This window comes from Rhizobium sp. 10N427 (assembly GCF_056394605.1).
This window is the reverse complement of record NZ_JBFTID010000009.1, coordinates 113471-138851: the sequence shown is the minus strand read 5'-3', so window position 1 is coordinate 138851 and position 25381 is coordinate 113471. Positions and strand designations below refer to the sequence as shown.

At 61.2% G+C, this 25381-nt stretch carries 32 protein-coding genes; 14 read left to right on the top strand and 18 right to left on the bottom strand.

All coding sequences use genetic code 11. The features are described from left to right. The first annotated feature begins 6 nt into the window (after positions 1-6). The 7 genes from AC1DIJ_RS19845 to AC1DIJ_RS19815 all read left to right on the top strand — a co-directional run bounded on the left by AC1DIJ_RS19845 (position 7) and on the right by AC1DIJ_RS19815 (position 5404). On the top strand, positions 7-621 hold the full coding sequence (locus AC1DIJ_RS19845) for a response regulator transcription factor (RefSeq protein ID WP_112389619.1): 615 nt from the start codon (positions 7-9) through the stop codon (positions 619-621). Positions 622-729: 108 nt separating this feature from the next. Then, the gene (locus AC1DIJ_RS19840) at positions 730-1077 is read left to right on the top strand and encodes a response regulator transcription factor (RefSeq protein ID WP_442208821.1); all 348 of its coding nucleotides are present in this window, start codon (positions 730-732) and stop codon (positions 1075-1077) included. A 249-nt stretch (positions 1078-1326) separates the two neighbouring features. Further along, on the top strand, positions 1327-1761 hold the full coding sequence (locus AC1DIJ_RS19835) for a YidH family protein (protein ID WP_442208820.1): 435 nt from the start codon (positions 1327-1329) through the stop codon (positions 1759-1761). A 21-nt stretch (positions 1762-1782) separates the two neighbouring features. After that, complete coding sequence (locus tag AC1DIJ_RS19830) at positions 1783-2652, top strand: bile acid:sodium symporter family protein (RefSeq protein ID WP_112389621.1); 870 nt, start codon at positions 1783-1785, stop codon at positions 2650-2652. 45 nt (positions 2653-2697) lie between these two features. Continuing rightward, a complete protein-coding gene (locus tag AC1DIJ_RS19825; protein ID WP_112389622.1) occupies positions 2698-3078 on the top strand; it encodes a DUF1622 domain-containing protein in 381 nt (126 codons plus the stop codon). 260 nt (positions 3079-3338) lie between these two features. Then, entirely contained in the window at positions 3339-4847 is a 1509-nt protein-coding gene (locus AC1DIJ_RS19820) for an arylsulfatase (protein ID WP_112389623.1), read from the top strand. A gap of 335 nt (positions 4848-5182) precedes the next feature. After that, positions 5183-5404, top strand: a complete 222-nt coding sequence (locus AC1DIJ_RS19815; protein WP_112389746.1) for a hypothetical protein — start codon at positions 5183-5185, stop codon at positions 5402-5404. Between the two features lie 13 nt (positions 5405-5417). Here AC1DIJ_RS19815 and AC1DIJ_RS19810 read toward each other — a convergent pair whose 3' ends face one another. Beyond that, positions 5418-5651 carry a DUF982 domain-containing protein gene (locus tag AC1DIJ_RS19810; RefSeq protein ID WP_112389624.1) on the bottom strand — a complete coding sequence of 78 codons (234 nt, stop codon included), beginning with the start codon at positions 5649-5651 and terminating at the stop codon, positions 5418-5420. A 176-nt stretch (positions 5652-5827) separates the two neighbouring features. On the opposite strand from AC1DIJ_RS19810, the gene AC1DIJ_RS19805 reads away from it, so the two are divergent. Beyond that, positions 5828-6040, top strand: a complete 213-nt coding sequence (locus tag AC1DIJ_RS19805; RefSeq protein WP_112389625.1) for a hypothetical protein — start codon at positions 5828-5830, stop codon at positions 6038-6040. Positions 6041-6043: 3 nt separating this feature from the next. Here AC1DIJ_RS19805 and AC1DIJ_RS19800 read toward each other — a convergent pair whose 3' ends face one another. From AC1DIJ_RS19800 to AC1DIJ_RS19775, 6 genes are all read right to left on the bottom strand, one after another. Then, a complete protein-coding gene (locus AC1DIJ_RS19800) occupies positions 6044-6193 on the bottom strand; it encodes a hypothetical protein (protein ID WP_477831523.1) in 150 nt (49 codons plus the stop codon). Positions 6194-6257: 64 nt separating this feature from the next. Then, positions 6258-6551 (bottom strand): helix-turn-helix domain-containing protein, encoded by a 294-nt coding sequence (locus AC1DIJ_RS19795; RefSeq protein ID WP_477831522.1) that lies wholly within the window; start codon positions 6549-6551, stop codon positions 6258-6260. Positions 6552-6582: 31 nt separating this feature from the next. Further along, positions 6583-7836 carry an O-antigen ligase family protein gene (locus tag AC1DIJ_RS19790; RefSeq protein WP_112389627.1) on the bottom strand — a complete coding sequence of 418 codons (1254 nt, stop codon included), beginning with the start codon at positions 7834-7836 and terminating at the stop codon, positions 6583-6585. Continuing rightward, the gene (locus AC1DIJ_RS19785) at positions 7833-9392 is read right to left on the bottom strand and encodes an undecaprenyl-phosphate glucose phosphotransferase (RefSeq protein ID WP_112389628.1); all 1560 of its coding nucleotides are present in this window, start codon (positions 9390-9392) and stop codon (positions 7833-7835) included. Before AC1DIJ_RS19785 ends, AC1DIJ_RS19790 begins: the two co-directional genes overlap by 4 nt. A 66-nt stretch (positions 9393-9458) precedes the next feature. Next, positions 9459-10622: a glycosyltransferase family 4 protein gene (locus AC1DIJ_RS19780; RefSeq protein ID WP_112389629.1), complete on the bottom strand. Its 1164-nt coding sequence runs from the start codon at positions 10620-10622 to the stop codon at positions 9459-9461. Between the two features lie 6 nt (positions 10623-10628). Next, complete coding sequence (locus AC1DIJ_RS19775) at positions 10629-11204, bottom strand: polysaccharide biosynthesis/export family protein (protein ID WP_112389630.1); 576 nt, start codon at positions 11202-11204, stop codon at positions 10629-10631. A gap of 191 nt (positions 11205-11395) precedes the next feature. Here AC1DIJ_RS19775 and AC1DIJ_RS19770 point away from each other — a divergent pair, with 191 nt between their 5' ends. Then, positions 11396-13543, top strand: coding sequence for an exopolysaccharide transport family protein (locus AC1DIJ_RS19770; RefSeq protein WP_112389631.1), 2148 nt, complete (start codon positions 11396-11398; stop codon positions 13541-13543). Between the two features lie 3 nt (positions 13544-13546). Here the strand turns inward: AC1DIJ_RS19770 and AC1DIJ_RS19765 are convergent, their stop codons facing one another. Together AC1DIJ_RS19765 and AC1DIJ_RS19760 are read right to left on the bottom strand one after the other, a co-directional pair. Continuing rightward, positions 13547-14785 (bottom strand): GNAT family N-acetyltransferase, encoded by a 1239-nt coding sequence (locus AC1DIJ_RS19765; protein ID WP_112389632.1) that lies wholly within the window; start codon positions 14783-14785, stop codon positions 13547-13549. 121 nt (positions 14786-14906) lie between these two features. Further along, the gene (locus tag AC1DIJ_RS19760; RefSeq protein ID WP_112389633.1) at positions 14907-15116 is read right to left on the bottom strand and encodes a DUF2842 domain-containing protein; all 210 of its coding nucleotides are present in this window, start codon (positions 15114-15116) and stop codon (positions 14907-14909) included. A 113-nt stretch (positions 15117-15229) separates the two neighbouring features. On the opposite strand from AC1DIJ_RS19760, the gene AC1DIJ_RS19755 reads away from it, so the two are divergent. Both AC1DIJ_RS19755 and AC1DIJ_RS19750 read left to right on the top strand, forming a co-directional pair. Further along, entirely contained in the window at positions 15230-16333 is a 1104-nt protein-coding gene (locus AC1DIJ_RS19755) for a COX15/CtaA family protein (protein WP_112389634.1), read from the top strand. 159 nt (positions 16334-16492) lie between these two features. Further along, on the top strand, positions 16493-16900 hold the full coding sequence (locus AC1DIJ_RS19750) for a DoxX family protein (RefSeq protein ID WP_112389635.1): 408 nt from the start codon (positions 16493-16495) through the stop codon (positions 16898-16900). Between the two features lie 2 nt (positions 16901-16902). Here the strand turns inward: AC1DIJ_RS19750 and AC1DIJ_RS19745 are convergent, their stop codons facing one another. The 4 genes from AC1DIJ_RS19745 to AC1DIJ_RS19730 all read right to left on the bottom strand — a co-directional run bounded on the left by AC1DIJ_RS19745 (position 16903) and on the right by AC1DIJ_RS19730 (position 20061). Next, complete coding sequence (locus AC1DIJ_RS19745) at positions 16903-17688, bottom strand: sulfite exporter TauE/SafE family protein (RefSeq protein ID WP_112389636.1); 786 nt, start codon at positions 17686-17688, stop codon at positions 16903-16905. A gap of 57 nt (positions 17689-17745) precedes the next feature. Continuing rightward, positions 17746-18669: an N-acetyl-gamma-glutamyl-phosphate reductase gene (gene argC / locus AC1DIJ_RS19740; RefSeq protein WP_112389637.1), complete on the bottom strand. Its 924-nt coding sequence runs from the start codon at positions 18667-18669 to the stop codon at positions 17746-17748. Between the two features lie 80 nt (positions 18670-18749). After that, positions 18750-19703, bottom strand: coding sequence for an agmatinase (gene speB, locus AC1DIJ_RS19735; RefSeq protein ID WP_112389638.1), 954 nt, complete (start codon positions 19701-19703; stop codon positions 18750-18752). Beyond that, complete coding sequence (locus AC1DIJ_RS19730) at positions 19693-20061, bottom strand: antibiotic biosynthesis monooxygenase family protein (protein WP_112389639.1); 369 nt, start codon at positions 20059-20061, stop codon at positions 19693-19695. The genes speB and AC1DIJ_RS19730 overlap by 11 nt, the downstream gene beginning before the upstream one ends. 165 nt (positions 20062-20226) lie before the next feature. Between AC1DIJ_RS19730 and AC1DIJ_RS19725 the strand changes: the two genes are divergently transcribed. Next, on the top strand, positions 20227-20604 hold the full coding sequence (locus AC1DIJ_RS19725) for a VOC family protein (RefSeq protein WP_112389747.1): 378 nt from the start codon (positions 20227-20229) through the stop codon (positions 20602-20604). Positions 20605-20659: 55 nt separating this feature from the next. Here AC1DIJ_RS19725 and rpsI read toward each other — a convergent pair whose 3' ends face one another. From rpsI to AC1DIJ_RS19710, 3 genes are all read right to left on the bottom strand, one after another. Further along, positions 20660-21127: a 30S ribosomal protein S9 gene (gene rpsI / locus AC1DIJ_RS19720; protein WP_112389640.1), complete on the bottom strand. Its 468-nt coding sequence runs from the start codon at positions 21125-21127 to the stop codon at positions 20660-20662. 2 nt (positions 21128-21129) lie between these two features. Further along, positions 21130-21594: a 50S ribosomal protein L13 gene (gene rplM / locus AC1DIJ_RS19715; RefSeq protein ID WP_112389641.1), complete on the bottom strand. Its 465-nt coding sequence runs from the start codon at positions 21592-21594 to the stop codon at positions 21130-21132. Positions 21595-21815: 221 nt separating this feature from the next. After that, positions 21816-22247: a PaaI family thioesterase gene (locus tag AC1DIJ_RS19710; protein WP_112389642.1), complete on the bottom strand. Its 432-nt coding sequence runs from the start codon at positions 22245-22247 to the stop codon at positions 21816-21818. A 74-nt stretch (positions 22248-22321) separates the two neighbouring features. Between AC1DIJ_RS19710 and AC1DIJ_RS19705 the strand changes: the two genes are divergently transcribed. Further along, positions 22322-23155, top strand: coding sequence for an enoyl-CoA hydratase (locus AC1DIJ_RS19705; protein ID WP_112389643.1), 834 nt, complete (start codon positions 22322-22324; stop codon positions 23153-23155). Here the strand turns inward: AC1DIJ_RS19705 and AC1DIJ_RS19700 are convergent, their stop codons facing one another. Next, on the bottom strand, positions 23156-23992 hold the full coding sequence (locus AC1DIJ_RS19700) for an EamA family transporter (protein ID WP_112389644.1): 837 nt from the start codon (positions 23990-23992) through the stop codon (positions 23156-23158). A gap of 446 nt (positions 23993-24438) precedes the next feature. Beyond that, the gene (locus AC1DIJ_RS19695; RefSeq protein ID WP_112389645.1) at positions 24439-24762 is read right to left on the bottom strand and encodes a hypothetical protein; all 324 of its coding nucleotides are present in this window, start codon (positions 24760-24762) and stop codon (positions 24439-24441) included. 95 nt (positions 24763-24857) lie between these two features. On the opposite strand from AC1DIJ_RS19695, the gene AC1DIJ_RS19690 reads away from it, so the two are divergent. Beyond that, complete coding sequence (locus tag AC1DIJ_RS19690; protein ID WP_112389646.1) at positions 24858-25286, top strand: CoA-binding protein; 429 nt, start codon at positions 24858-24860, stop codon at positions 25284-25286. Positions 25287-25381: the final 95 nt, after the last annotated feature.

The following is a 25381-nucleotide window of genomic DNA, read 5'->3' as shown; positions in this document are numbered from 1 at the left end:
AGCACGATGAGCGATACGGCAGCAGTGACCGTCTTTCTGATCGATGACGACGAAGCGGTCCTCAAGGCCCTGAAGCGTCTTTTGGGCGCGTTCGGGCATCACGTCGAGGCGCATACCAGCGCCGAAGCGTTTCTCAAGCAGCACGATCCAGAGGTCCCGGGATGCGCGATCGTCGATCTCGGCCTGCCCGGCATGGACGGGTTGGCGGTGCAGGAGCTTCTTCTGGCGGAAAGCGTGGAGCGGCCCATCATCTTCCTGACCGGGCAGGCGGATATCCCCGCCACGGTCCGGGCGATGAAGGCGGGCGCGATCGATTTCCTGACCAAGCCGGTGAATGCGGCGTCGCTGATGGCGGCCGTCGCCACGGCAATCGAGCGCGATGCCGGCGCGCGGCAAGCCGGAGAGGAGCGGCGGCAGATCGAACAGCGGATCGCCTCGCTGACCGCCCGCGAGCGCGAGGTCCTCACCTGTGTCGTTGCCGGGCGTTTGAACAAGCAGATTGCCGCAGAGCTCGGCACGGTCGAGAAGACGATCAAAGTTCATCGCGGCCGCATGATGGAAAAGATGGGCGTCCGCACGGTTGCCGATCTCGTGCGGATGTCGGCGACAGCACACCATTGACGCGAAGTCGCCTCGGTCTGCGCGAGCTGATTGGTATTGGACTGAAGGCCAATTCCTGATGGCAGGCGCATGCTGTAAGACAGCGTCATGGAGAGCGCAAAACTCAGAGTGGCTATCGTGGACGACGACGAGGTCGTGCGCCGCGCCCTGCGCCGGATGATTGCTTCCCTGTCCTTCGATCCTGTCGAATTTTCGGCGGGCGAAACCTTTCTCGCCGCTCTGCTGACGACGACGTTCTCCTGTGCGTTGATCGACATGCACATGCCGGGCCTGAACGGCATCGATATCGTCCTGCGGATGCGGCAGGACGGACATCTGGTTCCGGCGATCATCATCACCGGCGGCGACGTTCCAAAGATGCGCGAACGCTGTCTGAGAGCCGGGGCCGCAAATTACCTGGTAAAGCCCGTTGAGCGCGAGACGGTGTCGCGCGCGATCAGGCTGATATTGAACTGATCCGCTGCCAAGCGACTCTACCTCCTTGCTCCGGCAGACTTTCATGCCGCATTCACCCGCCCCGTCATCTCGCTGCTGCTATCGCAATTTCGGATTCTTCGCGAGCGCCGCCTGCACGCGCCATCCGGCACTATTGGACCTAAGGCCAATTACGGCGGTCATTCGCGATGGTGTAGTTGATACCGTGCCAGTTCGCCGTTCACCGGCCAGCCGGCAGGCTCCAATCTGACGGTTGTCAGGGGATGGAAGATGAACGAGGCCGAGACCTCCACAGAACTGTCATCGCGACGTACGGGCATGTCGTTCCAGCGCACGCGGATGAGCGCCGACCGGACGCTGATGTCGGTCATCCGCACATCGCTTTCGCTGATTGGCTTCGGTTTCACGATCTTCCAGTTCTTCGCCAAGCTGAAGGCCGCCGGCACACTCGAAAGCGGCTCGCCCAAAAATTTCGGCCTGGCGCTGGTGGGGCTCGGGGTGGGCATGCTGATCGTCGGGATCGTCTATCATCTCCAGTTCATGTCCGGTTTGCGGGGCCTGAGGCACGACATGGTGGCCGATGGCCTCATCCACGGCGAGAGCCGCTTCCCTGTCTCGTTCACCATGATCATCGCCGTGCTTCTGCTGATGACCGGCGTGCTGGCGATTGCCGGCATGACCTTCGGAGCGGGACCGTTTGGCTGACAGTCGAAAGGAAACGCAAGCGTGACCCTTGCTCAGATCATCCCCCTCGTTCTGACGGCCAGCATCTTCCTCAACGTATTGGCGCTCGGCCTCGCTGCCAATCTCGAAGATGCTACCTATCTGTTCCGGCGGCCATGGCTTCTACTGCGCGCCGTCCTGTCAATGAATGTCTTGATGGTGCTCATCGTCGTCGCTTGCGCTTCCATCTTCGATCTGACCTTTCCGGTGAAAGTCGTGCTGCTGGCACTGGCAGTCTCGCCGGTGCCGCCGCTTTTGCCGACCAAGGAACGCAAGCATGGGGCGACCCGGTCCTATGCCGTTGGCCTTCTGGTTTCGGCAGTGCTTCTCTCCCTTGTATTCATCCCCTCGTCGATCGAATGGATCGGGCAATATTTCGGCCGGGAGACGCATGTTTCGGCATCCGATATCGCGCCTGTGATCCTGATTTCGGCGATCGTCCCGCTGGCCCTTGGCATCCTCGTTCACCGGCTGATGCCGGATCTCGCGGAGAGACTTGTCCGCCCGGTGTCTCTGCTGTCGATGATCCTCCTGGTGCTCGGCGCCTTGCCCATCCTCTTCACGATGTCCGGCGCGATCTGGACGACGATCGTCAACGGTTCGCTGATCGCGCTCGCATGCTTCACGCTGATCGGGCTTGCTGTCGGGCACATCCTGGGTGGCCCCGATCCCGGTAATCGCACGGCACTTGCGCTCGCCACATGCAGCCGCCATCCGGGCATGGCGCTGACGATCGCCTCGCTGAATTTTCCGGATCAGAAGGCGGCGTTCATGGCTGTCGTCATCTTGCATCTGATCGTCGGAGCGCTGGTTTCCATCCCCTATCTGCGCTGGCGCATTAGCCGCGATCGGGTGGCATGGACGCCGCCGTGACATCGGTGGTGAACCGCGTGAAACGCTTTTCAGCAGGAGACGGCAATGGAAGAATGGCTTGTCTACCTCACCGAGCGCGCTGTCGTTCTCATCAATGGCGCTGCTCTTGTCGTCGTTGTCTACGGCACGCTTGAAGCTTTCGTTGCGGCGATCAGGATCATCGTGGCCGGGCGGCTGTCAGAGGAGGAACGCAGTCTCGTCTGGCTGACGTTCGGCCGCTGGCTGGTTGCCGGTCTCAGCTTCCAGCTCGCGGCTGACATCGTCGAAACGTCGATCTCGCCGAGCTGGGAGGAGATCGGGCGCTTCGCGGCAATCGCGGTTATCCGGACGTTCCTCAATTTCTTCATAAATCGGGATATGGGCGAGCTTCGCGAGCGTCGGAAGGAAACCGCGCGGGAGCGTCACGCGGCCGCCGCCCCGGAATAACCGAAGGCCAGCCAGGCTGAATTTCCGGCGCCGGATCGAGACGTTCCGGCGGCAGATGCCTGTTGCCGCATGATGGCTGCGACGGCAGCCCTTAGCCGATGTTTGCGCAGCCTTAGGTGGACCAAGGTCCAACTGGACGAGCACCGGTTCGCAGAGCAGTTTTCCCCCCGCAAGCACATTTCGGCGACGCCCTGCGCGCAGTCCAATCAAGAATTGGCACGGCACACCGACTGTACCTCATCGGAAAAAGGAACTCAGAAATGGCGACCAAGAAACCGAACGTTCTAATCATGTGGGGAGACGATATCGGACAGTCGAACCTCAGTTGCTACACCAGGGGCCTGATGGGCTACAAGACGCCCAATATCGACCGCCTTGCAAGCGAAGGCATGATCTTTACGGACTCCTATGCGGAGCAGAGTTGCACGGCGGGCCGTGCCGCCTTCATAACCGGCCAGTGCGGTCTGCGGACCGGCCTGACTAAGGTCGGCCTTCCCGGCGCTGAACTGGGCCTCAAGGCCGAAGACATCACCATTGCTCAAGCCCTCAAGCCGCTCGGCTACCGGACCGGGCAATTCGGCAAGAACCATCTGGGCGACCGCGACGAACATCTGCCGACGGTGCACGGCTTCGATGAGTTCTTTGGCAACCTCTACCACCTCAACGCCGAGGAGGAGCCCGAAGAAGTCGATTACCCGAACGCGAAGGACTTCCCCGAGTTCAGGAAGAAATATGGTCCCCGCGGCGTCCTGCATTGCTGGGCGGATGGAAAAGGCGGTCAGAAGATCGAGAATACCGGCCCGCTGACGAAGAAGCGCATGGAGACCTGCGACGACGAATTCCTGGCGGCGGCCAAGAAATTCATCAAAGCTGCCCACGACGCTGGCGAGCCGTTCTTCGTCTGGTTCAACACGTCACACATGCATGCGTGGACGCATGTCAAGCCGGAGAGCCGCGGGCAGTCCGGACGTTGGCAGTCGGAATACCATGACGTGATGATCGATCACGACAAGTGCATCGGCGAGATGCTCGACTTCATCGACAAGCTCGGAATCGCGGACAATACATTCGTGCAGTACAGCACAGACAACGGTCCGCACATGAACACCTGGCCGGATGCGGGCATGACGCCGTTCCGGTCCGAAAAGAACACAAGCTGGGAAGGCGCCTATCGCGTTCCATGCATGGTTCGTTTTCCGGGCCATATCAAGGCCGGGTCGGTCTCGAACGGGATCATCAGCCATCAGGACTGGTTTCCAACCATCCTTGCCATAGCCGGCGAGTCCGATATCAAGGAAAAGCTGAAGAAGGGCCACAAGGTCGGCAATACGACATTCAAGGTCCATCTCGACGGCCACAACCTGCTGCCCTACCTGACAGGCAAAGAGGCCGAGAGCCCGCGCAAGGGCTTCATCTACTTCACCGATGACGGCGACGTCGCCGCCTTGCGATACGACAACTGGAAAATGATGTTCATGGAACAGCGTGTCGAGACGACGCTCAAAATATGGCTGGAACCGTTCGTCGTGCTGCGCACGCCGTATATTTTCAATCTGCGGATGGATCCATACGAACGCGCGATACAGACCTCCAATACGTTCTACGATTGGATGTTCCGGCACATCTATCTGCTTGTGCCGGCCCAGGCAGGCGTAGCGGAATTCCTGTCATCGTTCAAAGAGTTTCCGCCCCGGCAGAAATCTGCGAGCTTCAGCCTGGATCAGGTGCTCGAAAAGATGACGGATGCATCGGCCAGCGGTGGGCATTGAAGCTCTGACGCCAGGCTGTATAGCGCTGGAAAGATGAAAGAAAGCGTGCCCCGGTCGACAAGGCCGGGGCACATCCGCCTTAACGAGAAGGCACCGGTATACTGTGTTTGGATCGGCATAGGATGGGCAACTGGCGCCTCAAGTCGAGATCAAGGCGGCGAGGCTTGCCTTCCGCGCGACGCTTTCGTCACGGTAGTCCGCCGTATTCTTCTTTATAGCATCCGCGCCAACCCCACCAAATTTGGCCGTGGCGAATTGTGAATAGTCCTCGCCTTTTCTCCGCTGCGGGCCGTATTCTTCCACCCATGCGCCATGGCGGCGTGCTGGGGACGGCCATGACCGATCGCAGATTTGATGACAGTCCACGCGGGCAGCTTGCCGAGGCGTTTCAGGCCTTGTCCGAGGCGGCGGTGCGCGCGGGCTGGGGTGAGGGCGATGTGGCGCGGGCGCTGTGCGAGCTTGCCGAGGAATATCTGATCGAGATCAGCGGCAAGGCGATCACCGATGGCGCCCTGCATCCGCGTCTGGCGGACGTGATCCCGATCCGCAAACATTAAAGCGTGATCGGCACTATTCCAGCAGTCCTGCCGAGCGAACGGCGGTGATGAAGGACAGTCGCGCCTTTCCGGCGCTGATCAGCCCATCGAGCGCGTCGAGGCAATGCTGCATGGCGATGCGGTATTCGCGGCCGCGCTTGCCCGGCCAGCGCTTCAGGAATTCGACAGCCTCCCAGGCGGTGGAAATGATAAGGCCCGCGGTTGCGGATTTGACGCGGACGGGGGAGGGGAAATTTCTCTGACTCATGACACGATCTTCGATACTGAACGGAACCTGCCAGCAAACGCCCGCCCACTGGCTTTGTTCCCGATAAATTTCCGGCAGTTGCAAAGCGTGAGATCGGCGCGCATAGTGAGCGTGTTCCCGATCCATTCGTGCCGTTGCGGATGTCCCGCATCAGGCCTTCATGAAGTGCTGCTGCGATGCTCGCCACACCCATCCATCCGCGCGACCTGCCGTTGTTTTCGGAGGATCTCGACGTGATCTCGAACATTCTGGATGAAGTCTGCGAAAATCGCGGCGTTGGCCGCCGCACGCAGGAAGCCGAGCGCCTTGGCGCCGTGATGATCCAGCTCTACCGTCAGGGCGTCAGGGACGGCGCAAAGCTCGCCGCCCTGACCAAGGCCTACCTCTGAAGATTACTTCTGCTCGACGGAAACGCCGTTCTGGCCGATGCTGAGCTCGACGCCCTCAGGCTTGCTTTCTTCACGGTAAATATAGGCGCCCAGGCCGACGACGACGACCAGCAGAGCGCCGATGACGAAATAAAGTCCATTGCTACGATTCAAGATGTTTTCCCTCAACGCGTTGATTGCGCGGCGGAAAACGTATGAGAACGGGTTTGGTTCCGTCTCAGTCGTCGTTGGTGGCGTTAAGCTCGTCCGGCCTCAGCCCGTCATCGCCGTTCGGGCGGGCTTTCAGCCGCACGCCGGGGCCGCCTTCGTCGTGATTGCCGCTGGCGATGAAGACGATTCCGGCAGCTTCGAGCGCATGCTTGGCGGCGAGAAACGCCTGCGGTTCACCCGTGCCGGTGCCATGTTCGAGAGCGGAGACCGTCTGCGTCGAGAGCCCGGCGGCACCGGCCAGTTCCTCGATGCTCATGCCGGTCATGGCGCGCGCGCCGCGTATCTGTGTTCCTGTGAYCATCAGAGGAATTGTAGCGCGGATGGCGCGCTTCTCAAGTGGCGCGGGCCACGGTATCGCCAGACAATTCACGCTGGTAGCGGTGCTCCAGAGCTGAACATCCCCAAACGATCCCGAACAGCAGATAGACGTGGCGCCAGTGGTCGATGTCGATGACGTTGCCGATCGTTGCGTGGCCGATGACGCAGATCCAGGCGATCATCAGGAAGGGCTGCCAGGGGCGGTCCTTCAACAGATTCTTGAAGCCGAGATAGATGGTCCAGATCAGCATCGACACATAGGTGACGAAGCCGAGCCAGCCGTATGTTGTCAGGCATTTCAGCCAGATATTGTGCTCGTCTTCTGGAAAGATCGTGCCGAACACCATCGGGCCGATGCCGAAGGGTCGTTCCATCATCATCTGGAAGCCGATCCGATGGCGGTCGAACCGGCCGAGATATTCGCCGTCATATTGCTGGACGAGCTGCGCGCGGGTGCTGAAGAGGTCGGCGACCTGCGGGATCTGCAGGGCGATCACCAAGGCGGCGACCATCAGGATGACGGCGGTCATCGACATCAGCAGGATCTTCAGCCGGAAGGCGCCGGTGCGCTCTTTCAGCAGCATCACGAAGATCAGGATGACGATCGTCAAGAGGAACAGCCCCCAGGCGGCGCGCGAAAAAGACAGGAAGACGCCGAGCGCCAGGATCAGCAACGCGAAGGCGCGGATCGGTGAGCTCAAGAGGCTGCGCGTCAGCATCCCGTGCACAAGATAGAGGGAAGGGGCGACGAGGAAGGGGCCGAAGACGTTCGGATCCTGGAAGGCGCCCTTGGCGCGGTCGTAGAGGGTGAACACCTCGGAGCCGGGAAAGGCGTGAAAATAGCCGAGAATGCCGAGCGCCGAGGTGATGACGGCGGCAAAGACCCAGGCGTCGAAGATCAGCAAAAGGCGCTTGGCATTGTCCTCGATGATCGCCGCATAGAAGACGGAGGTCAGCGCCAGGAAGGTGGAGACCGCCACATACATCGGCCCGCCGGTCATGTCCTTCATCTGCGTCAGCGACAGCATGCCGCCGACATTGAAGGTGAGGAGCAGGGCGAGCAAGATACCGCTGTAGCGCGATATGCGAAGGCCGAGGATGAACCAGATGCCGGTCAGCCCGGCCATCCAGAGTTCATAGGGCGCCGGCTCGTCGATGACGAAGCCCGAGAGGAACACGCCGAAGGCAACCATCGCGGAGCCGATCAGCCGCAGCGTCACGCGCTGCGGGTCGGAGACGCGCGCGTATGTCGCCTCGATCGCGCTCAATAGGCGTTTTCCGTGTTCAGCAGCCGGATCGGCGTCAGGAACAGGATCTTCAGGTCGAACCAGAGCGACCAGTTCTCGATATAGTAGAGATCGTAGGCCGTGCGGAACTTGATCTTGTCGTCGTTGTCGACTTCGCCGCGCCAGCCGTTGATCTGCGCCCAGCCGGTGACGCCGGGCTTGACGCGGTGGCGGGCGAAATAGCCTTCGACGACATCGCCGAAGGCGCGGTCGCGGGCCTGGGCGAGAACGGCGTGGGGGCGTGGGCCGACCAGCGACAACTCGCCGCGCAGCACGTTGAACAGTTGCGGCAGTTCGTCGATCGACGATTTGCGGATGAAGCGGCCGACAGGGGTGACGCGCGGGTCGCCCTTGGTGACGGCGGCCTTCGCCGTCGGATCGCTCAGATGCGTGTACATCGAACGGAATTTGAAGACGTTGATGATCTCGTTGTTGAAGCCGTGGCGCTTCTGCATGAAGAACACGGGGCCCTTCGAGGTCAGCTTGATGGCGATCGCCGTGGCGACCATCACCGGCCAGAGCAAGAGCAGCGCCAGCGATGCGAAGAACAGGTCGAAACCGCGCTTGGCAACCGAATCCCAATCCTGGATCGGTTTCTTGAAGATATCGAGCATCGGCACGGTGCCGACATGCGAATAGGCGCGCGGGCGGAAGCGCAAGCGGTTGGCATGGGCGGCAAGGCGGATATCGACGGGCAGCACCCAGAGCTTCTTCAAGAGCTGCAGGATGCGCGCTTCGGCGCTGAGCGGCAGGGCGATGATCAGCATGTCGATGCGTGTTAGGCGCACGAACTCAACGAGTTCGGCGACGGTGCCGAGCTTCGGATAACCGGCGACCATGATCGGCGAGCGCTTTTCGCCGCGGTCGTCGAAGATGCCGCAGATGCGGATATCGTTGTCGGGTTGCAGCTCGAGCAGGCGGATCAGGTCTTTCGCCGGATCGCCGCCGCCGACGATCACGGCGCGCCGTTCCATGACGCCGTTGCGCGCCCAGTTCCGGATACCGTAGGCAACGAGGAATCGGGTACCGATGAGAAAGAGACCGGAAAGCGAGAACCAGGCCAGATGGATCTGGATCTGCGTCAGCGATACATCGCGCACCAGCGCGAAGATCAGAGCCGTGACGATGAAGGCTGCGCCCCAGGACAGGAAGATCCGCGGCAGCAGCCGGACGCGCGAGCGCAGCGCCGGGATCGAATAGGTATCGCTGATCTGCAGGCTGATGACCGCAAGAGCCGCTGCCACAAAGGACATGGCCACGCGTGCGCCGAAACTTTCGCTGCCGTCGCCCGGCCAGATCAGGAATGCCAGCAGTCCGATCAGGAATTGCGAGGCGAATTCGAACAGGCGGAACTGGCCGATGATGATCGAAGGCGAATGTGTGCCTTCGCGGAACTGCTCGGCGATCTGCAGCGCATAGGCGTTGATGGTCGCGGCCTCGTCCGGCTTTTCATCGCCGTCGCCACGCACATTGATGTCCGAAACCCGCTTTCGCAGCGTATCGACGTCGAACTGATCGTTCTTTTCTGCCTTGTTCATGAGGCTACCGCCGCTCGTTGATACGAACGGCTTAACACCAAGCCCCTAAGAAAGATTTACGAGATCTTATATATTTGCCGGCTGCGGCGTCATACCCACGAGCTCGTAGTATAGTTTCAGAACATCTTTGGCCATCACAGGTGCGGAGAAAACCGCCTTCACGGCGTCTGCCGACGGCATGGTTTGCCGCCCCCATCCGGGCTTGGCGATTGCTTCCGCCATCACCCGCGCCAGATCACCGGCGTCGCCTGGCGCCACCAGCGCCCTGCTGTCCTTGCCGAGCACCTCAGGGATGCCGCCGACACGGCTGGCGATGACGGTCTTGCCGGCGCCGAGTGCCTCGAGAACGATATAGGGCATGGCTTCGGCGCGGGAGGGGACGACGACATTGTCGGACATGGTGAAGGCGTCCTGCACCCGCATCGCCGGCAGCATGCTGATGCGTTTTCCGAGCCCGCGCTCGACCATCATGTCGCGGTATTTGTCGCGGTCAGGGCCATCGCCGATCATCAGCGCCGAGAGCGGCCGCCCGGCCAGACGCTCCGTCCTGGCAAAGGCATCCACAAAAAGATCGGGACCCTTAAGGTCCCTGAGCATGCCGATGTAGATGAACTGGACGGCGTCGGATCGGGTCGGGATCACCTGGAAGTCGCGCTCCCCGATGCCGTTATAGATCAGCCGCGTCTTGGTCTTCGGCTTGCCGACCTTCTTCATGTAGGTGTCGCGCTCGTATTCGCAGATGAAGACGAGCGCGTCGGTCAGATATTCCTGCAGCCGCTCCATCTTGAGCACGAATTGCCCGAGGAGCGAGGTGCGGGAATAATGCAGGCTTCCGCCATGGGCGGTATAGAGGCGGGCTACGCGATACCTGTTCACCCGCAGGGCTGAGCCAACGAGCCGCGCGAGCACACCGCCTTTGGCGCCGTGTCCGTGCAGCACATCAGGCCGCAAACTTTTAATCGTCTTGTATGTATCCCAGATAACAGGGATATCCGAGATGCCGGGGGCGCGGCGGATCGGCACGCGCGTCAGCCCCAGCGAAAGATAGGGACGGATGTCGTCGAACAGCCGGTCCTCGTGCTCGCCGCCGGTCGAACTGTCGCAGAGAATGCCGACCTCGTGACCGGCCTTGCTGTGCTCCTCGACGAGATCGCGGACATGGCGAAAAATGCCACCGATCGGTGACCTGAAGCAGTGGATGATGCGGAGAGGCCGTTGTTCGTCTGCCATATGCGATCAGAACAGCCGTTCGCGGACGTAGATGGTGTCGCCGGCAATGATGGCGGACGAGATGTTGACGCGGCCGGTGATGACTTGGCCGTTGATCTTGCGTGTCACGTCGACGCTGGCCTGATTGGCGCGGGAAGAGAAGCCGCCGGCCACCGCAATGGCGTTCTGCACGGTCAGGCCTGGAACATAGGCATATTGGCCGGGCTGGCCGACTTCACCCATGACGTAGATGGAACGGTAGCGGTCGACATCGATGGTGACGTCAGGATCGCGTAGATAACCCTGCTTGAGCTTGGCGGCAAGCTGGCCGGAAAGCTGCTGCAGCGTGCGGCCGCGGGCAGGGACCTGACCGACGAGCGGGAAGGCGACATAGCCTGCCTGATCGACCGTGTAGCTGTTGGTCATGCTCGGCTGATCGAAGACGGTGATCCGCAGCCGGTCGCCGCTATCCAGCGTATAGGGCTGAATCGTCGCCTGCTGGAAAGCCTTCGGCGCCGGCTTATAGGTGTTGCAGCCGCTCAGTACCGCGGTCATCGCGGCAAGGCTCAGGGCCAGAAACATCTTGGGCTTTGCGAAAGGCATTCGACTGTGCTCACAGGAAACGAACTTGGTCCCTGCCGTTATCAATCCGTTAGGGTTAATGCCCGGTAAAAATTTGCAGGATTTTTTGGAAGACGGCAGGTTTAGGCGCCTTACTTGCCCAGCCGGTAATTAACGCTTGGGTTACTATAGTCGTTTACCCTTCGCCACACCTTTGTTCTTGGAGTGCGAGTATGTCCGGCGTAACGGGTAATCAGGATGTCGATATCGATCTTGGCCAGCTTGTCCGTGCGGTATGGGAACGGCGGCTCAAGGTCGTCGCGATCACGCTGGTCGGGGCAGGGGTCGCTTTCGCCGGCGCCAAGATGATTGCGCCGAAATACCGCGGCGAAACGCGGTTGCTGATCGAACAGCGCGCACCGGCCTTCGCCAACACCCAGTCTGCCGATGCCAATGCCGGGCCGCTGCTGGACGAACTGAACATCGCCAGCCAGGTGCAGCTGCTGCAATCGGCCGATCTGATCAAGAAGGTCATTAACAGCGAGAAGCTTTACGAGCTCCCCGAATTCGACGAGGCCGCCAACGGCTCGGCGCTGACCGATATCCTGATTGCGCTGCATCTGAAGAAGAACCCGGCCGAGAACCCGCCGGAAGAGCGCGTCATCGATGCGTTCACGGAGCGCCTGCAGGTCTTCCAGGTGCCGGGCTCCCGCGTCATCGGCATCAATTTCACTTCCAAGGATCCGAAGCTCGCCGCCCGCATCCCCAATGCGATGGCCTCCGTCTATCTCGCCACCCAGAGCGGTGCGAAGCTCGATTCCAACTCCGAAGCGACCCGCTGGCTGGAGCCCGAGATCGAAAGCCTGCGTCAGAAGGTCAGCGATGCCGAGCAGAAGGTTGCCGAATACCGCTCGGTATATGGCTTGCTGCCCACCAATGGCGGCAGCAATTTCCCGACCCAGCAGCTGAACGATATTTCCGCGGAGCTGACGCGCGTCCGTGGCGAGAAGGCCAATGCCGAGGCCCGCGCACAGGCCGTCCGCAATGCTCTGTCGTCGGGCGCACCGTCCGATACGCTGCCGGATATCATGGCATCGCAGTCGATGCAGCGGCTGAAGGGCACTGAGTCCGGCCTACAGTCGCAGATTTCCGATCTCAGCACATCGCTGCTCAACAACCACCCGCGGCTTCGCAGCCTGCGGGCACAGCTCGCCGACATCAAGACGCAGATCCGCCAGGAGACGCAGAAGATCCTGACCAGCATCGAGAACGAATCGAAGGTCGCCGATCTTCGTGCCGCCGAGCTCGAGCGCCAGTCCACTACGCTTCAGCAGAATAGCGCCAAGGCCGGTGAAGACGAAGTCGGCCTCAATGCCCTGCAGCGCGAAGCCAATGCCCAGCGCCAGCTGCTCGAGACCTATCTCGTCCGCTACCGCGAAGCCGCCTCGCGCGCCGACAGCAATTCAAGCCCGGCCGATGCCCGCGTCGTTTCCAAGGCTGTCCAGCCGGTCGATCCCTATTTCCCGAAGGTCGTGCCGATCGTCATCGTCGCCACTTTCGCAACGCTGATCCTCACCTCGATCTTCATCATGCTGGCAGAGCTTTTCAGCGGCCGCGCACTGCGTCCTGTCGGTGCATCCGCCGTCCCGGCCGCCCGGACCGAAGACGAGCCGCTCACCGTTGCCGCGCCGATCAAGTCCAAGCGCGCGGCAGCGCCGAGCATGCTGTCTGCACACGAGGACGACGTGGTTGTCGAAGAGCCGGCAGAAACCGTAGAGCCCGCTGACGACAACGAGTTCTCGATCGGCTCCGTTGCCGAATACCTGACCAGCAGCCGCGCGCCGCTGGCAATCGCCATATCACCCGTTGGTGACGATGGATCTGCTGCCACTGTTGCACTGGCCCGCAAGCTCTCGGCGTCCGGCCAGCGCACCATTCTGGTTGATATGACCGGCTCCGGTTATCCGACGGTTCTAATGGCCGAAGATCTGGAAGCGCCCGGTGTGACCGATCTGCTTTGCGGCGTTGCCGCTTTCGGCGATACGATCCACCGCGACCGCGCCTCGGACGCCCATCTCATTCCGCAGGGCACCAGCGATGTGCGCCAGGCCATGCGCGGCGCCGACCGGCTCTCGCTGCTACTGGATGCGCTGATGTCGGCTTATGATATCGTCGTCGTCGAATGCGGCGCGGCCGATGTGGCAGGCGTCTCGCGCCTGACCCGCAGCAAGGATGTCGAAATCATCCTGTCGATGCCCGAAGTGTTGGAGGACGAGTTCGTCCATGCCATGACGGAGTTCGAAAAGGCCGGCTATCAGCGCGTCGTGCTGATGTCGGGCGGGGAAGCCGCCGAGCCTGATGTTGCCCGCCACGCGGCGTGACGGTCAGACACCGATCCTGGCGCGAACGCGCTGGGCGGCACGATAGAAACCCGGCCGGGCCTTGATGAAGGCCTTGCTTCTGGTGATGGCGCGATGCGCCGCGCCGGCGATAGATCCCTTCAGTGACAGCGGCAGAACCGCATCATAATGGCTGGTTTCGACAGGCGCCCAGGAACGCTTGTAGGTCTGGTCTCCAAGGCCGAAGTCGAAGAGCGATACGCCCTTGACCTGCAGCCCCGATATCATCTGCCAATAGAGAAATTCACCGGGGCTCGAATCCGGCACCAGGCTCTCATCGATCGCGCCGAACTGGCAGATAATGTGATCACCCTTGCGCGAGATGCCTGAAACCGCGGCAATCTTGCCGGCAAGCTCGCCTTTCAGCCGCAGCGCATGCATTTCCAGGCCGTAGTCGCCGCCGTCGCGAATATCGATAAGGCCGTGCAGGAAGGCTTTCGTCTCAGCATCGGCAAAAACGTCCGGCAGACCGAGAGTGCGGAAGCGTTCCGCCTTTTGCTTGAAGAACAGGTCGAGCAGCGCGTGCTGTTCGCCAAGCGTGCCCCCATCCACATAGTCGAACCCGCCGACGGCCTCCAGCCGCTTCGACTGGACGCGGAACTTTTTGCGGCGGCTCTTGGCATTCACCTGCTTCAGCGTTGCCTCGAAATTGTCGAGCAGCGGCAGCTGATAGGCATGGTTCTGGTTTTGCACCATCGGCAGCAGGCCGAGCGGGTTTCGCCGCCCGCGCCATTCTAGCGGAATGTTCTGCAGCAGCAGAAGATCGGCCTTGCCCTGCAGCGCCTGTTTCAGGATTTCGGCAAAGCGCTGGGGATCAAGGTCTTCAAAGGCTTCCAGGAAATGTTCGGAAAACAGGCCGGTGTTGATATTGCTGTGATCGGCGCCGATGAAGCGGGCGATCCGGACGCCGTGGCTGCTATCGATCTCGACCGGCAGAATGAAGACAACCTTGCCATGCGTGCTGCCTTTCAGGATCGCCAGCGGCCGCTTATAGGCGCGCACCCAGGAGCGGCACCATTCATAGCCCTGATGCAGAGAGGTGAGGTGGTCCTTCTCCAGCGTCCGCCAATCGCGCTCCAGCGGCTCCATCGCATCGTGGACGCTTACATCCAGTTCGGTGATCGCCAGCTTGGCGCTGAGCGACCTGAGCCGCGAAATGCCGGCATCGGCCTTGCCTGCGTCGTCGAGCGGCTGCTGGTCGGCATCGAGCTTCTGGGTCCGCACGGGAATTCTCCGGTCAAGATTGCTTGCCAGAGGATATAGCGCTGCGGAGCCTATCGAGGATTTAAACGCCGGCCGTGGCGCGCGCTTTTCCGCCGATCACGGTTATCTGCGCGTTAATGCGCTATTGCTGCCTCGGCCCGGCCATCCACTTGATGATCAGCATGGCGGGAAGCACCCAGAGCATGCCGGTCAGCGCGAAATAGAGCAGGTGGCCCCACCACGGCGCCTCGCCAAGCGTGGCGACGGCGATCGTATTCGCGATCAGCGCATAGGCGAGCACGAGGACGATGATCAGGATCGTGCCGATGAATTTGCGCAGGCGAACGGGCATATCAGTTCAATCTTCCGGGTTGCTTGGACAGCGCGACGGCATGCCGCAAAGGTTCGGGGCTTGTTTTGCATGAGCCGCTGGGGCAAATCAACTGCCGTAACGAAGGAGCAATCATGGCCGTCGCGAATATGACCACCGAGCAGACAATCCGGGGCGAAGTCCGCAAGCAGGATCGCGACCGCCGCGCATTGCGCATCTGGCTGGGTTTCGTGCTGCTGGCGCTCTTCTGTCTGGTGCTGGTCGGCGGCGCCACGCGGCTGACCAATTCCGGCTTGTCGATCACCGAATGGAAGCCGATCCATGGCGTCATCCCGCCGCTGAATGCCACGGAATGGGACGAGGAATTCAAGCTCTACCAGCGTATTCCCGAATTCCAGCAGCTGAACAGCGACATGACGGTCGAGGAGTTCAAGGGCATCTTTTGGTGGGAGTGGGCGCACCGGCTGATTGCCCGCGGCATCGGCGTCATCTTCGGCCTGCCGCTTCTCTATTTCTGGATCACCGGCAAGGTGGAGCGCCGCCTGCGCTGGCCGCTTGCGGGTATTCTGGCGCTCGGCGGTCTGCAGGGCTTCATCGGCTGGTGGATGGTGTCCTCCGGTCTCTCCGTGCGCACCGATGTCAGCCAATATCGCCTTGCGACCCATCTGGTCATGGCCTGTCTGATCTTTGCCTCCTGCATGTGGATCATGCGGGGGCTCTCGCCGCATTCCGATGATGCAGCGCCGACGCAGAGCTCCAGACGCTGGGCGGCCGTGATCGCCATTTTCGCGCTGTTCCAGATCTATCTCGGCGCGCTCGTTGCCGGTCTGGATGCAGGTTTCACCTACAATACATGGCCGCTGATGGATGGTTCCGTCGTTCCGGGCGATCTGCTGATCCAGCAGCCTGCCTGGATCAACTTCTTCGAAAACCCGAAGACCGTTCAGTTCATCCACCGCGTCGGCGCCTACACGCTGTTTGCGCTGACGCTGATCAACATGGTGATCGCGCTGCGCGCCGCACCGGCAACAACGCATGCGCGCCGCGCCGTCGTGCTCTTCGCGCTGGTGACCATCCAGGCGGCGATCGGCATCACCACGCTGCTGCTGCACGTGCCGCTGCATTGGGGCCTGCTGCATCAGGGCGGCGCGCTCGTAGTCTTCGGCTTCGCCGTTGCCAACTGGCGCGGCTATTACGGCGAGTTCTCGCGGCAGACCATGATCGCCGAACGCGACTGACGCCTATTCGTGTCCGCATGTTTCAAGCCGCGGTGCAGATGCTCCGCGGCTTTTTCGGTTTTGCCGGAAAATTCGCATGCGTCATTGTCGGCAACCCTCGCCACCATCCGTCCTTGTGGCATAGTTCACACGGCTTCGGCCGCAAAAGAGGGTAGGACAATGGGTAAGACAATCGCAATTCTTGTGGCACGGCTGATTTTCGGCGGCCTGTTCGTCATGGCGGCAAGCTTCAAATTCATGGATATGGGAGCGACCGCCGGTTATATTGCCGCCGCAGGTTTTCCGCTGCCGCTGTTGCTCTCCTGGATCGCCGCCTTCTTCGAGGTCGGGCTTGCTGTCGCACTGCTGAGCGGCGCCTTCTTCAGCGAGGCGGCGCTTGCTGCCGGCGTCTATGTGATCTTCCTTGCTTTCGCGTTCCACGGTCCGAACCGCTGGGAAGGCAACCAGGCCGAATTCGGCTTCTTCGTCGATCACTTCACATTTCTTGCTGGGCTGCTGTTTGCCTTTGCGCATGGCCCGGGCGAAAAGCTGAGCGTCAACCTTGGCCTGTTGCGCAGGCCTGCCTGACGTTAGCGCAGGATGCCGTCCAGCGCAGGCATGCCGAAGATCGCCGATGCAGCGATCAGCAGATAGCAGGTCAGGCGGAAGGTGCTTTCTTTCGCCAGGCCGAAAAGCTTTGAACCGCCGTAGAGGCCAGCCGCATAGGCCGGAAGAATGACGATCGTCAGCGCAAATACCGCCTGCACGAACAGGCCGCCTACGTAGTAGCTGATCGTCGTGAAGATGCTGGAGATCGAGAAGTAGAAGATGACGTTGGCGCGGACGCGCTGAAAGTTGCTCTTGCCCCCGAGCCAGTAGGCGACGACGGGCGGCCCGCCGAGCTGGGCCGCACCGCTGAAGAGCCCGGCAAGCAGGCCGACGCCGGAACTCAGCGGTGCCGACGGCTCGCCGTGATAGCGCCAGCCGGAGACCAGAAGCGCCAGCAGGCAGATTGCCGTGCCGCAGATGATCCAGCGCAGCACCAGCGGATCCATTAGCGTCAGCACGACCGTTCCCGCTGGAACCCCAAGTACCGCACCCGCCGCCATGACGAAGACCTCGCGCCGGTTCGAATTGCGCCAGGCATCCGGGATCATGCCGAGGGTCGCCAGGCCGTCGATCACCAACAGCACCGGCGAGATCAGTTTCGGCCCGACGATCGCGCCGCCAAGCGGAATAAAGATCAGCGCCGCCCCGAAACCGGAAAAGCCGCGCGCCAGTCCGGCAATGAAGGCGAACGCTATCAGCGCGTGGACGCCATGGTCCGGCAGCGCGGATGAAAGCCAGGAGGAGAGAGCGTCGAAGGAGAGGAGCATGGTGGCCTGGACATATGCGGAGGGAGGCGGCCGCGCCAGGCGCGGCCACCCGCCAAATCACGCGCCGATCATCAGGTCCATGTTCTGCACGGCAGCACCCGAGGCACCCTTGCCGAGATTGTCATAGACGGCGACCAGCAGCGCCTGTGCATTCGCATCATTGGCGAACACATGAAGGCGCATACGGTTGGTGTCGTTGTAGATCTCGGGGTTGAGATCCGGCGTCCGTTCGGTGTTCTCGAACGGCGCCACTTCGACGACACCCTTGATACCGGCAAAATAGTCGGCGATCGCCGCATGGATTTCAGCGCCGGTCGGCACTTTTTCCAGATGTGACAGCTGCAAGGGCACGGTGACGACCATGCCCTGCGCGAAATTACCGACGACGGGCTGGAAGAACGGCACGCGGCCGAGCTTGGCATAGCGCTGCAGCTCCGGCAGGTGCTTGTGCTTGAAGCTCAGGCCGTAGGGCATGTATTCAGGCGCATCTTCACCCTTGGCGACATAATCCTCGATCATCGTCCGGCCGCCGCCGCTGTAACCCGAGATGCCGTTGACGGTGACAGGGTAATCAGCGGGCACCAGACCGCCTTCGATGAGCGGACGCAGCATGGCGATCGGACCCTGCGGCCAGCAGCCCGGATTGGCGACGCGCTTGGCCGAGGTGATGACGCCGGCCTGATCCTTGCTGAGTTCGGCAAAGCCATAGGCCCAGCCCTCGGCAACGCGATGCGCCGTCGAGGCGTCGATCACCTTGGTCGTGTCGTTCTCGATCAGGCTGACGCTTTCCTTGGCGGCATCGTCAGGCAGGCAGAGGATCGCGACATCGGCCTTGTTCAGAAGCTCGGCGCGGACAGCCTTGTCCTTGCGGCTTTCGCCCGGGATCGACAGCAGCTCGATATCGCGGCGGCCAGCCAGGCGCTCGCGGATCTGCAGACCCGTCGTACCAGCTTCGCCATCGATGAATATCTTCGCTGCCATGATAATCCTGCGCTTTCAATGAGTTCCGGACCGTTCCGGAAACAGTTTGCCATGAAGTTGAATCAGTTTGATAACAGCCGTCATTTGGCGGCTGCGCGCCTCTCTGCGTGAAGGCCCAGCATATACATCGCGACCGTCGCTCCCGCAATGGCGGTGACATCGGCATGATCATAGGGCGGTGATACCTCGACGACATCGGCGCCGCGAATATCGAGCTGATGCAACCGCTGCAGAACGGAGAGGATTTTGGCGCTCGACGGGCCACCCGCAACCGGCGTGCCGGTGCCGGGTGCGAAGGCCGGATCGAGGCAATCGATATCGAAGGTCAGATAGGCGGGGGCACCCTTGGTGTGCGAAATGATCGTCGAGGCGATGTCCGAGGCGCTCATGTCCTCGACCTGATGGCCGTAGAGGATCTGGATACCGCAATCATCAGGCGCATGGGTGCGGATGCCGATCTGGATCGAACGGTCGGGATCGATGATGCCGTCGCGCACCGCGCGGGCGACGAAGGAGCCGTGGTCGATGCGCCCGGCATCGTCGAGCCAGGTGTCCTGATGCGCGTCAAACTGGACCAGCGCCAGCGGTCCATGCTTGGCCGCATGCGCCTTGAGGATCGGCCAGGTCACGTAATGATCGCCGCCGAGCGTCAGCATGAAGACGCCGCTGTCGAGGATCGTCTGCGCCTGCCGCTCGATCGCCGCCGGCGTCTCCTGGTGATTGCCGTAGTCGAGCAGGCAGTCGCCGTAATCGATGACCGCCATGTCGGTGAAGAGATCGCGGTTGAACGGATATTGAGGATCGTTGTCGAAGATGGCCGAAGCCCGGCGGATCGCCTGCGGTCCGAAGCGCGTGCCCGGGCGGTTGGAGACCGCGGCATCGAAAGGCACGCCCCAGACGGCAACGTCGACGCCCGCAAGATCCTTGGTGAAGCGGCGGCGCATGAAGGAGAGCGCGCCGGCAAAGGTTGGATCGCTCGCTGCCGATGTCAGGCTGGTCGCGGTAAAGGCGTGGTCGATCGTCTTATTGGCCATTGGGGCTCTCTTCCTCCGGGGCGGTGAATTCATAGGCGCGTTCGACGCGCGCGATGCGAACCTTGTATTGCCTGTACCAGCGATCACGGCCGATCCGCTGGGCCGCGAGGTGGCTGGCGACCTGTTTCCACGCCTTCAGGCTTTCCTCGTCGGCCCAATAAGAATTGGTGATGCCGAAGCCATCCGCATCCCGCGCGCTCTCGGCCCCGAGACAGCCCGGCTGCTGCAGCGCAAGCTCGGCCATGCGATCGGCCATCGCCTCATATCCCTGATCGCCCGCAGTGCGGATCGAGGAAAAGGTGACGACGTAATAGGGCGGCTGCGGGGTCTCGGCAAAGGGTGAGGGCGGGGTTGGCATGGCAATTCCTCTTCGGGAAAAGGCCTAGGCGAGGATTCAGCCGATTGCAAGTGAGAGGCGGCGGGCCTGCCGCCGCCATGGCTGGCGAGTCGCACCTCGTGTGCGTTGACTTCATCCATCGCTTCAAAGAAGCTTGGTTCAACCGAAGAGGAGAGACTGATGGGCATGTTCGATCACGTATCGATCGGAGTGAAGGATCTCGAGAGATCGCGCCAGTTCTACGATGCGTTGCTGGCGCCGCTCGGCTATGAGCGGCTGTCGAATTTCGATGGCACGGTGGGCTATGGCGCCGACAAGCCTGCTTTCTGGGTCAGTCAGGTGGCGCGCCCGGTTCCCGCCGATCGCGGCTCGGGCCTGCATTTCTGCTTCACGGCACCCAGCGAAGAAGCCGTGAATGCGTTCTATGCTGCCGGCGTGGCGAACGGCGGCGAAGATAACGGCACACCGGGGATTCGCCCGGACTACGGCCAGTTCTACTATGCGGCCTTCATCATCGATCCGGATGGCTACCGGCTCGAGGCATTCTTCTTCAAGCCTGAATAAACAAAAAGGCCGGGCAAAAGCCCGGCCTTTCCGCAAAGCAATGTCCAGAAAGCGATTAACGCTTCGAGAACTGGAAGGAACGGCGAGCCTTGGCCTTACCGTACTTCTTACGCTCGACGACGCGGCTGTCGCGGGTCAGGAAGCCACCCTTCTTCAGGACCGGACGCAGGCCCGGCTCGAAGTAGGTGAGGGCCTTGGAGAGACCGTGACGAACGGCACCGGCCTGGCCGGAAAGACCGCCGCCTGCAACCGTTGCGATGATGTCGAACTGGCCGTCGCGGGCGGCAGCGAAGATCGGCTGGCGCAGGATCATCTGCAGAACCGGACGTGCAAAGTATTCGGTGAATTCCTTGCCGTTGACGATGATCTTGCCGGAGCCGGCCTTGAGCCATACGCGGGCGACAGCGTTCTTGCGCTTGCCGGTCGCGTAGGAACGGCCAAGCGAGTCGACCTTACGGACGTGAACCGGAGCAGCTGCTTCGGAAGACGTGCCGAGATCCTTCAGGGAGGAGAGGTCAGCCATTCTTAGGCGCTCCTTACATTCTTTTTGTTCAGCTTGGCGACGTCGAGAACGACGGGCTGCTGTGCTTCGTGAGGATGGTTGGAACCAGCGTAAACGCGCAGGTTCTTCATCTGGCGGCGACCGAGCGGTCCGCGCGGAACCATGCGCTCAACAGCCTTCTCGAGAACGCGCTCCGGGAAGCGGCCTTCGATGATCTGGCGAGCAGTACGTTCCTTGATGCCGCCGGCATAGCCGGTGTGCCAGTAGTAAACCTTGTCGGAATACTTCTTGCCGGTGAAGACGACCTTGTCGGCATTGATGACGATGACGTTGTCGCCGTCGTCAACGTGAGGCGTGAAGGTTGCCTTGTGCTTGCCGCGCAGACGCATAGCGATTACGGAAGCGAGACGGCCAACGACAAGCCCTTCGGCGTCGATGATGACCCACTTCTTCTCCACCTCTGCAGGCTTCTGGGAGAAAGTTGCCATAGTAGTTACTCTCTTTTGGATCCCTTATGCCCGAAGGCGAAGGGCGTTTCTTGTTGCTTGGTTTGGTGTCCGGAGACAGCCAAAAAGAAAGCAGCCCGGAAAGGCTGCGTTCTGGCGGTGTGTATAAAGGCAACCCTTTCCCGGGTCAACATCGCGCAATCGGCTGTCTGAAAAAATAGACAAGCAATATCAATGCGATAGGTATATGGTATTATGATACCTCATATTTCCCGGGGTGGAATCGAGTAAGTGGCGGTGGCGTGCGCGATCAATTCGCTCTCATCGCGCTGAAATATCGATGCCTCGATCACTGCCAGACGCCTGCCGAGCTTGAGAATCCGGCAGGTGCAGAAGGTGGGTTCCAGCTTCGGGAATCTGAGGAAATTGATGTTGAGATTCGTGGTGACGGCGAGCGCCACGGGGCCGATATGCGAGAGCACTGCTACATAGGCGGTGACATCCGCCAAGGTGAAGAGCGCCGGTCCTGAAATCGTGCCGCCGGGCCGCAGATGCCGTTCGGCCGGGTCGAGCCGCATCGAAGCCTTGCCGGGCGCGATGTCGATCACCTTGAGCACCCGCCCGTCCGTATGGATCTGCGGAAAGTCCGTCTCCAGAAAACGGTGGACCTCGTCGATCGTCATGACCGGTTGCATCTGTTCACCTCGAAATTGCCGGCAGGCTGTGGCAGAACATCTAGCACGAAAGATGATTGCAGGGAGTTAGACCAATGGCCGAAGTCGTTTCCTTCCGGAAAGATCCAGACAAGGCGGGCGGGGCTGCGCTGGTGCTGCGCGAGCTGAATGACGGGGTTCTCAGGCTCACCCTGAACAATCCGCCCGCCAATGCGTTGTCGATCGCCGTCATGGAAACGCTGATGGGCGAGTTGCAGGCCGCCGGCGAGGATTCGTCGGTGCGCGTCGTCATCATCGCCTCTACCGGCAACATCTTCTCTGCCGGGCACGACCTGAAGGAGCTGACGGCGCATCGCGCCGATGCCGATGATGGCGTTGCCTTCTTCGAGGAGAGCTTTGCGCTTGCCGCGGATCTGATGCTGGAAATCACCCGCCTGCCGAAACCGGTGATCGCCGAGATCGACGGTCTGGCGACCGCCGCCGGCTGCCAGCTGGTCGCGTCCTGTGATCTGGCGATCTGCACCGACACCGCGACTTTCTGCACGCCGGGCGTCAATATCGGCCTGTTCTGCTCGACGCCGATGGTCGCAATATCGCGCGCCGCGCATCGCAAGCAGGCGATGGAAATGCTGCTGACCGGCGAGACCATCGACGCCTCGACCGCCAAGGACTTCGGCCTCGTCAACCGCATCGTGCCGAAACAGTACCTGACGCAGGTGGTGACGAAATACGCCTCCGTCATCGCCTCGAAGTCACCGGAAGCGATCCGCATCGGCAAGGAAGCCTTCTATCGCCAGCTCGAAATGCCGGTCGAGGAAGCCTACACTTTCGCCGCCGAAGTCATGGTCGACAGCATGCTGACGGCCGACGCGGAAGAAGGAATCGACGCCTTTCTCGGCAAGCGCATGCCTGTCTGGCCGGAGGAGTGACTACCCCAGCTTCAAGATCAGCCCGCCCATGGCAATGATCACGCCGGCGAGGTAGCGCCAGGGGCTGGCGCGCTCTTTCAGCACGACGACCGAGATCACCAGCGCAAAGAGGATCGAGGTTTCGCGCAGCGCGGCGACGGTCGCGACCGGGGCTTTGGTCATAGCCCAGAGCGCCAGTCCATAGGAGGCGATCGAGCCCGAGCCGCCAATCAGGCCGCGCCACCAGTGAACGCGCACGTGGATGGCGACCACGCGGGCGCCGCGGCGCGAGATCGCCCAGGCAAACAAGAGCACCGGCGGCAGCAGCGACATCCACAGCGTATAGGAGATCGCATTGCCGGATATCCGTGCGCCGATGCCATCGACATAGGTGTAGGTGGCGATCACGCAGGCATTGATAAGGGCCAGCATGATGGCGTGGCGGCTGCCGTGTCTGGCTTCGAAGGCGAGCGTCAGGATGCCGGCGCAAATCGTCATCGTTCCGATCAGTGCGCCGCCTGACAGCGTTTCGCCGAGCACGAAGCTGCTTGTGGCGGCGATCAGCAGAGGTGCGCAACCGCGCATCAGCGGATAGACGAGCCCGATGTCACCGGCCCGATAGGCACCGGCAACCAGCTGGAAATAGGCAAATTGCAGGATGGCGGAGACGCCGATGAACGGCCAGGCCGCAGCATTCGGCAGCGGCAAAAATGCCAGGAAGGGAAGTGCAGCGACAGCGCCGCCTGCAGAGATCAATGCCGCGTCGAGCGACTTGTCGGTGCCAGCCTTGATGATGGCGTTCCATGTCGCGTGGAGAAGGGCGCCGAAGAGAACCAGAAGAATGACGTCGAGGGGCAAGATCGCAAACCGGAGCGGGGAGGCGGGAGAACATCAGCGGTATGAGCTTCGCCACGCCGAAAATCAATGCGCCCGGATTATTTTGCAACCTGACGCTATGATTATCACCGGGAACGGTGCCGCAGGCGAGCAGATTGCGTCTTGAATGGACCCGCCCTGCGTGCACTCCCGATGCGTTTATTTTGATTCCCGCCACTCAACTGTGAGGTGTCTCTAATATATGCGGGAACGAAGCTGGCTTAAAGAAAAAACAAAAAGTGAACATCGCCTTGCGGTCTATTTCACCATTTAGTTATCTTGCTGAAATATAGAGATTATTCTATTACTTTGGTATGCCGTAGATTGTGCGCCCATAGGGTGCATTTCGGCACAATCGATGCGGAAAGGCGCGAGTAGGCGTGCGCCTTTCCTAACTGTGAGAACGGTTTCCAACACGCATCGATACGTTACAATGAGTGGTTCGGAACAAGAAATGTCCCGTCCAGGTTGTCGATGTTCTGGCAGTTGAGGACCGGGCAGGACCGGTCGTCACGCGTCGGGATGTTTTTCCATTCGGCATACTCATTGGCGTCGCAGAAGCGGCTGTTGCGCACGAACCGGTCATAGAGCGGCAGTCCGCGCGGTGAGGTCCAGCGGAAGATCACGGCGCCCTGATTGTGGATGGCGGCGCGCGCGCTCTGGCAGGTCATCGACAGCGGATTGAGACGCGAGATCGCGAAGGACGGCGAGGCCGCCAGCACGATCGCAATTGTCAGCACAAGTTTTTTCATGGGCCATTCCTCCTTGGAACCCGTATGGCTATATATACGCCTGAAAGAACTGCAGGTTTCAACCGGGTGAAAAAATGGCTGCGGGGGATGGGCCGATGGATCATGATCATTACAGCGATGTCTACATCGCCGAAATTCTGAATTCGGTGAAGACGATTGCGCTGACCGGCGCTTCGCCGAACCCGGCGCGCCCGAGCAATGGCGTGATGGGTTATCTCCTGTCACGCGGCTACGAGGTAATCCCGGTCAATCCGGGGCAGGCGGGCAAGACGATCCATGGGCAGATGGTCTACGGCAGGCTCGAGGATATTCCTGTTCCCGTCGATATGGTCGATGTGTTCCGCGCCTCCGAATATCTGCAGGAGGTGGTGACCGAAACTCTGGCGCTGGCCGTTCGCCCGCGAGTGATCTGGGCGCAGCTCGGCGTGCGCGACGACGATGCAGCCCGCCGCGCCGAGGCCGGCGGCATCAAGGTGGTGATGGACCGCTGCCCGGCAATCGAAATTCCGCGGCTTGCCGGATAGCGAACGGATTTTCCACATTTCTCCCGACGGTTGAAACGTCAGGCGATTAACATTTGCGCCGCCTTGGCTATGCTGCCGCCATTCAACGCAATGGG